General features: G+C 41.8%; 1 protein-coding gene. It reads left to right on the forward strand.

The features are described from left to right. Positions 1 to 2,251, forward strand: a 2,251-nt coding sequence (locus WAK64_RS22305; RefSeq protein WP_336589166.1) for a condensation domain-containing protein, incomplete at both ends; no start/stop codon positions are given.

Here is a 2,251-nt window from a genome sequence, read left to right on the forward strand (position 1 = left end):
TGGGGAAGGGTTGGCTCGTGGGTACCTCAACCGACCTGATTTAACAGAAGAGCGATTTATTTCTCATCCATTCAAAGAGGGGGAGCGTTTGTACCGAACAGGAGACTTAGTTAAATACCTTCCGGATGGAAATATTGATTTCTTAGGTAGGGAGGATCATCAAGTCAAAATTCGTGGCTTTCGAATCGAACTTGGAGAAATAGAAGGAGCTTTATGCGAACTTCCTTTGGTGAATGAGGCAATTGTCCTCGTCCATGAAGATGAGTCAGGAAATAAACGGCTCGTATCCTATGTAGTGGGAGATGGAGACGTGGCGGAATGGAGAAATCAACTGAAGAAACAATTACCGAGCTATATGGTGCCTGCACACTTTGTTTCGATGGAATCTTTTCCGCTGACTCCGAATGGAAAAGTGGATCGTAAAGCACTTCCTACGCCTAGCAAAGAGCACGTAGGGGGTCATTACATCGCTCCTCGTACGTCATTGGAAGAACGAATAGTAGCGATATGGGAACAAGTACTAGGAATTGAGAAGATTGGAGTCGGGGATTCATTCTTCGAATTAGGAGGACATTCTTTATTAGCGACGCAGGTGATATCCCGTGTACAAGAAATGTTTCAACTCGACCTTCCGTTACGAGAGATATTTACGTATCCAACGGTGGAAGCATTAGCAGAGAGAATAGAACAATTGCGTCAAGTAGAAAAGGCCTCATTACCAGCTATAGTCCCAGTCAATCGTGCAGAACCAACTCCACTTTCTTTTGCTCAACAGCGGATGTGGTTTATCGATCGGTTTAATCCGAATAGTTCTCTTTACAACATTCCTTTAGTATGGCGTATAAAGGGGAAATTGAACGTAGACGGATTAGAGCAGGGATTAAACACATTAATTGAGCGCCATGAAGTGTTGCGAACAGTGATTAAAGAGATAAATGGGAAACCAATGCAACAAATTCAGCCTTTTACAGCAAGACAGGTGCCAGTAGTTAACTTAACGCACCTCCCTTTAAAGGAAAGGGAAAGAGAGATGGAGCGTCTTATTCAGCAAGAAGCAGAAGCTGCCTTCGATTTAACCCAAAGCTCTATGATAAGAGCAGCATGTATTCAAATGGATACAGACGAATGGATTTTCCTTTGTACCATGCATCATATTGTATCGGACGGATGGTCAATAGGAATCTTTCTTGAAGAATTACTTACTGTGTATAAGCAAGTAATGGACAATAAAGCGATTGAACTTCCCTCACTCTCAACTCAATATGCAGATTTTGCTGTGTGGCAAAGAAAATGGATGGGAGAAGAGGGGATGGATGAACAGCTTCACTACTGGAAAGAAGAGTTGTCAGGAGACCTCCCTGTTATAAATTGGCCATCGAACAGCGTACGTCCAGCGGCCCAAACGTATCAAGGTGCCGCATATGAGACGACGATTGCTCCTTCATTAGTGGAGAAGTTAAAAGAATTAAGTCGTCAGACAGGGGCAACCTTATTCATGACATTACTTGCTTCCTATCAAGGATTTCTTTCCCGATATACAGCTCAGGAAGATATCTTAGTTGGTAGCCCTATTGCGAACCGGAATCATAAAGAACTTGAGGGACTTATTGGTTTTTTCGTCAATACACTTGTTTATCGAGCAAATGTAAGAGGAAATCAAACTTTTCGTGAGCTATTGGCTCAGGTGAAAGAGAAAGCACTAAAGGCCTATGATCACCAAGATGTCCCATTTGAAAAAATAGTAGAGGTGATTCAGCCGGAACGAAGTACAAGTCATTCACCAATTTTTCAGACTTCCTTCAATTTACAAGATACTTCATGGAACATGCCAGATTTGCCAGAGTTTAGTATGGAGTTGATGAAAAACTATACATCAGTTGCAAAATTTGATCTCACCTTAACGATGGAAGAGACACCAGAAGGACTCTTGACAATATTTGAATACAATACAGATTTATTTGATGCTTCTACGATTGAACAGATGGCTAGGCATTTTAAACATTGGTTAAATGAAGTTGTTCATCATTCAGAAGAGGAGTTAGGCAGTTTGAATCCATTGTCTGAAGAAGAGAAAGGACAATTGCTGGAGGGATGGAATGCCACAAAAGCGGAGTATCCAAGGGATGCTTTAATCCATCAGTTGTTTGAGGAACAAGCCACCCGTCATCCAAAGGCCATTGCTGTTGTCTATGAAAATCAACAGCTGACTTACGAAGAACTGAATGAACAAGCCAATCAATTGGCTCATTAT

This window comes from Bacillus spongiae (assembly GCF_037120725.1).
GTDB classification, from domain to species: domain Bacteria; phylum Bacillota; class Bacilli; order Bacillales; family Bacillaceae_K; genus Bacillus_CI; species Bacillus_CI spongiae.